4 protein-coding genes are annotated in these 5,368 nt (G+C 46.1%); all 4 read left to right on the top strand.

The genetic code is table 11. The features are described 5' to 3' along the window. Positions 1 to 134: 134 nt before the first annotated feature. Positions 135 to 1,676 carry a DUF5605 domain-containing protein gene (locus AC1WIP_RS10690; protein WP_481141816.1) on the top strand — a complete coding sequence of 514 codons (1,542 nt, stop codon included), beginning with the start codon at positions 135 to 137 and terminating at the stop codon, positions 1,674 to 1,676. 128 nt (positions 1,677 to 1,804) lie between these two features. Continuing rightward, a complete protein-coding gene (locus AC1WIP_RS10685; protein ID WP_481141815.1) occupies positions 1,805 to 2,836 on the top strand; it encodes a substrate-binding domain-containing protein in 1,032 nt (343 codons plus the stop codon). A 104-nt stretch (positions 2,837 to 2,940) separates the two neighbouring features. Beyond that, positions 2,941 to 4,755 (top strand): ATP-dependent zinc metalloprotease FtsH, encoded by a 1,815-nt coding sequence (gene ftsH / locus AC1WIP_RS10680; protein WP_481141814.1) that lies wholly within the window; start codon positions 2,941 to 2,943, stop codon positions 4,753 to 4,755. Positions 4,756 to 4,867: 112 nt separating this feature from the next. Next, positions 4,868 to 5,368 (top strand): hypothetical protein (locus AC1WIP_RS10675; protein WP_481141813.1); only part of this gene is annotated, 501 nt, incomplete at its 3' end.

The raw sequence follows: 5,368 nt of genomic DNA, 5'->3' as shown, positions 1-5,368 counted from the left end.
CAATAATAATTTAGTTGACATTATTTACTTAAAATGAGATATTCAATATATAAAAATGAATAAAAATATTTACTAAAATATTTACAAAAAAACAGAGAAGAAAAAAGTGGAAGAAAATAAGGAGGAAATGGGAAATGAACATCAATACACAAGAGAAAGCAATAACAGTAGAAAGGTGGAAGGTTTTTGAGATATCCTGTACTGGGAAGAGGGATGGAAATCCCTTTGTAGATGCCACGATCCGGGGAACCTTTTGCTGCAGGCAGGAAACTGTGGAGGTGGACGGTTTTTATGATGGGGAAGGTGTCTACAAGGTACGTTTTATGCCTTCTTTTGAAGAAGTATATACCTACCGCATCGAGGGGAGCTTTTCTGGCCAGGTATATGAGGGAAGCTTTGAGGTTGTGCCTGCCTGCGGTCAGAATCATGGAATGGTAAGAGTGTCCCAGACCTATCATTTTGCCTATGAGGACGGCACGCCCTACTATCCGTTTGGGACTACCTGTTATGTGTGGCAGCTTCAAAAGGAGGAGACCAGACGCCAGACCCTGGACACATTAAAACAAGGATATTTTAACAAAATCCGTTTTTGTATTTTTCCAAAGCACTATATTTACAATCTCCATGAGCCCACAACCTATCCTTATGTGGGAACGCCTGTTGACAGCACAAAACTGACGGCTGAAAATTTTGCAGAATTTACAGGGCGCAGAGAGGGAAATCATTTTGACTATACATATTTTAATGTGGAGCATTTTAAAGCGCTGGATGAGGCTGTCTGCAGCTTGGATCAGCTGGGTATAGAGGCTGATCTTATCCTCATGCATCCTTATGACAGATGGGGTTTTTCCTTCATGACCAGGGAGCAGGATGATTTGTACTGGAATTATGTGATGGCAAGATATGCCGCCTTTAAAAATGTCTGGTGGTCCTTTGCCAATGAATATGATCTGATGCGAGACAAAACTCAGAAGGATTGGGAGCGTTTTGCTGAAATTGTCTGCAGAAAAGATCCTTACCGTCATTTGCGCTCTATCCATAACTGTGGCGCTTTCTATGATTACAATAAGCCTTGGATTACCCATTGCTGTATCCAGCGTCAAAGCCGTTTTCTTACGGGGGAGCTTGTGGACGAATGGAGGGAACGGTTCCAAAAGCCTGTGATTGTAGACGAGATTGCTTATGAGGGCAACCTGGAGTTTGGCTGGGGTAATATCAGTGCAGAGGAGCTGGTGCGGCGGTTTTGGGAATCTGCCTGCAGAGGCGGTTATGCAGGACATGGGGAGACCTATCTGTGGGAGGACGGAGTGATTTGGTGGTCCCATGGAGGCGTTCTCCACGGAGAGAGCCCAAGCCGTATCCGATTTCTGCGGGAATTTTTACAAGAACTGCCAGCTGCGGCGCTATCTCCTGCATCTTTTTGCTGGGATGAAACGGCGGCTTGTGAGGAAACTCGTTTTCCTGAAAAGTCCTGTTATCTGTTTTACTATGGGACACAAAGACCCTCTTTTAGAAGCTTCTATATAGATGATAGCACTCTCTTTAAGGTGGAGATCGTCGATACATGGGAGATGACGAGGACTTTCTGCGGTACCTTCTGCGGACGGTTTCAGATTGCCCTGCCTGCAAAGCCCTATATTCTAGTCTACCTGTGTGCAGATAGATCGGCGGAATAAAAAGGAGATGGTAGAATGGAAAAAGGAGATTGCACGTTGATTTTACCACGGTTGTCATATAAAATAACCATAATACAGATTTTTCCAGTAAAAAGGGGAATGGAAGCTACGGGAAGGAATATGAATTTATGAAAATCAACATAAAGAAAATCAGTGAATTAACAGGGTATTCTCCAGCCACAGTATCCAATGCCATCAGTGGAAGACGCACAGTCAGCAGGGAAGCCAGCGATAAAATAATGGAGGTGGCCCGGGAATATGGATTTCTAGATCATGTTCCTGTAAAAAAAATTAAATTTGTAAATTTTAAGGATAGCGGTACCATTTGTGCTGAAACTCCGTTTTTTACCGCCGTGATTGAAGGGGTGACCAAAGAAAGCAGACGGCTGGGATATGAAGTGACACTATGCACGCTTTCCAAGCAACAGGAGGATTATGAAGAAGCCCTGGAGCAGTTGTTAAATGAGACGGGCTGTGCGATCCTGCTTTTGGCAACAGAAATGACGGAAGAGGACGCCCGACCCTTTGAAAGATTTCAGGGCCCTTTGGTGATGCTGGACTGCTCCATGGAGAATATGAAGTTTCATACGGTTTTCCATTCCAACACAGAATCCGTGATTCAGGCCACAGAATATCTCATAGAATGCGGACACCGGGAAATTGGCTATCTGGCAGGTAATATCCGCATCAAGAATTTTAAAGACCGCCAGGTGGGGTATGAACAGGTTTTGGAAAGACATAAGATTGCAGTGGATTCGGACTATCAGTTTTTTCTGACTCCTACTGTGGAAGGAGCCTACATAGACATGAAGGAGCAGCTTGATTTCCGAAAGAAGCTGCCCACGGCATTTATCGCGGACAATGATAATATTGCTCTTGGGGCTATCCGGGCATTAAAGCAACATGGCTATAAAATTCCCGAGGAAATTTCCATTATCGGTTTTGATGATATTCCCTTTTGTACCATTTCTTCTCCGGCCCTGACTACCATTCGGGTGCATAAGGAAAAATTCGGACAGATTGCTCTAAAGCGCCTTGTGGAATTAATTCTGGAACCGAAAAAGGAGGATGTGCGCACCAAAATTCAGATTTGCGACGAATTGATTGTCAGAGACAGTGTAAAGAAGCTGAATGATACGCAGGAGAATGCTGAAAGATAAGACGCGGGATGCTTTACAAGCCTTGTGCAAAATCCTCTTTTTGTGATAAAATACCATTACTTAGGGGCGGGGCCATTGATCACACATAAGGAGGAAGACTGTATATGAACGAAGTAAAACCCCCCAAAAAACCCTTGATTTTTTATTATGGCGTTGTAATGCTGGTTTTGCTGCTGTTTAATTTTCTGGCTATGCCCTGGCTGGCACAGCGGCAGATCATAGAAGTGGATTACGGCACCTTTATGACCATGACCGAAAATAAGGAAATCGGCCAGGTGGAGGTGCAGCAGGAGGAAAACCAGATTATTTTCACTGATAAGGAAAACAAGGTGATTTATAAAACAGGCATGATGCCTGACACGGACCTGACCCAGAGGCTTTTTGACTCCGGGGCAAAATTTTCCGGGGAAATCATTGAACAGGCGGATCCGCTTTTGTCCTTTCTGGTCAGCTGGATACTGCCCATTGCCATCTTTATCGCCCTGGGGCAGTATATGTCCAAGAAAATCATGAAAAATGCGGGCGGTCCCAATGCTATGATGTTTGGAAAAAGCAATGCAAAGGTCTATGTGAAATCCTCGGAAGGCATCAAATTTTCCGACGTGGCCGGTGAGGATGAGGCCAAGGAAAATTTGTCCGAAATTGTAGATTATCTCCATAATCCGCAAAAATATAAGGAGATCGGCGCATCTATGCCAAAGGGTATTTTGCTGGTAGGTCCTCCCGGAACCGGTAAGACCATGCTGGCGAAGGCGGTAGCCGGAGAGGCTAATGTGCCCTTTTTCTCCATGTCCGGTTCGGAGTTTGTGGAAATGTTTGTGGGAATGGGCGCGTCCAAGGTAAGAGATCTGTTTAAGCAGGCCAAGGAGAAGGCTCCCTGTATTGTGTTTATCGATGAGATTGACGCTATCGGCAAAAAGCGGGATGGGCAGCTTGGGGGAAACGATGAGAGAGAACAGACCCTCAATCAGCTTCTGACGGAGATGGACGGCTTTGAGGGCAATACAGGCGTTATCATACTGGCTGCCACCAACCGTCCGGAATCCCTTGACCCGGCTCTGACCCGTCCGGGCCGTTTTGACCGCCGGGTTCCTGTGGAGCTGCCTGATCTGCAGGGGCGCGAGGATATTTTAAAGGTGCATGCCAAAAAGATCAAGGCGGGCGGTGATGTGGACTGGAACAAGATTGCGCGTATGGCATCAGGTGCTTCCGGCGCGGAGCTTGCCAATATCGTAAATGAGGCTGCCCTCCGGGCTGTCCGTGATGGGCGGCGTTTTGCAACCCAGGCGGATCTGGAGGAGAGCATCGAGGTTGTGATTGCCGGATATCAGAAAAAGAATGCAATTATGACAGATGAAGAAAAGCGCATTGTGTCCTATCATGAAATCGGCCATGCGCTGGTTGCCGCCAGACAGAGCAACTCCGCACCGGTGCAGAAGATTACCATTGTTCCCCGCACCTCAGGGGCGCTGGGCTACACTATGCAGGTGGAGGAGGGCAACCATTATCTCATGAGTCAGGCTGAGCTGGAAAACAAGATCGCCACCTACACTGGAGGCCGGGCTGCCGAGGAGCTGATTTTCCATTCCTGCTCCACCGGAGCCTCCAACGACATTGAGCAGGCCACCAAGCTTGCAAGGGCCATGATCACCCGCTACGGCATGAGTGAAAATTTCGATATGGTGGCCCTGGAAACTGTAAATAACCAGTATCTGGGAGGGGACACCTCCTTAGCGTGCTCCGCCGAGACCCAGACGGAAATTGACAGACAGGTGGTTGCGCTGGTAAAAAGACAGCATGAGAAGGCGAAAAAAATTCTGGAGCAGAACAAGGAAAAGCTGGATGAGCTGGCCCAGTTCCTCTATGAAAAGGAGACCATTACCGGGGAAGAATTTATGAACATTCTCAATCAATCATAAAAATAAAATAGGAAAAAAGCACTAGATTTTGGAGAAAATCATCTTGTAATACGGCTGAATATTCATTACAATAGAAAATGTGCAAATTTGATTGGAAAGGCCGTGAAACAAAATGAGAAGGTGGATACACAGACGTAAAATTATGATTTTTACGCTGCTTCTCGCCGTGGTGATTGGATGCCTGTCTATTGCTTTGATGTATCGGATCAGTGAAATTGCTGAGGAAAGCTGCTTTGAACAGCTCCATGAGGCAGCGCAGAATTTAACTCAGGATATTATGCAGCATATTACAAGCGATCAAAATCAGCTAAAGGTAATTGCTGCTATCCTTGCAAATTATGAAGACATAGAGGGCGAAGAAACCATCCAGGTATTAAATGAGTATAAAGCCAGCGATATCTTATCCCGCCTGGAAATCTTACTGCCAGGCGACCGCGTTCTTTTAAACAATGGTGAAATCATAGATGCTTCCGGAGTGCTTTCCTTTGAGGAGGAAGCCGCAAAGGGAGCCCACATATCTGATAAGACGGTTGATCTGCTTGATTCTGAAAGCTATATACTGCGAAGCTTCGTTCCCATTGAGCGGGACGGAGCTGTGGCAGGGGTGTTATAC

This window comes from Acetatifactor sp., from assembly GCF_982438285.1.
Note: the sequence above shows the minus strand (reverse complement) of the source record. Positions and strands in the feature narration are given on the sequence as shown.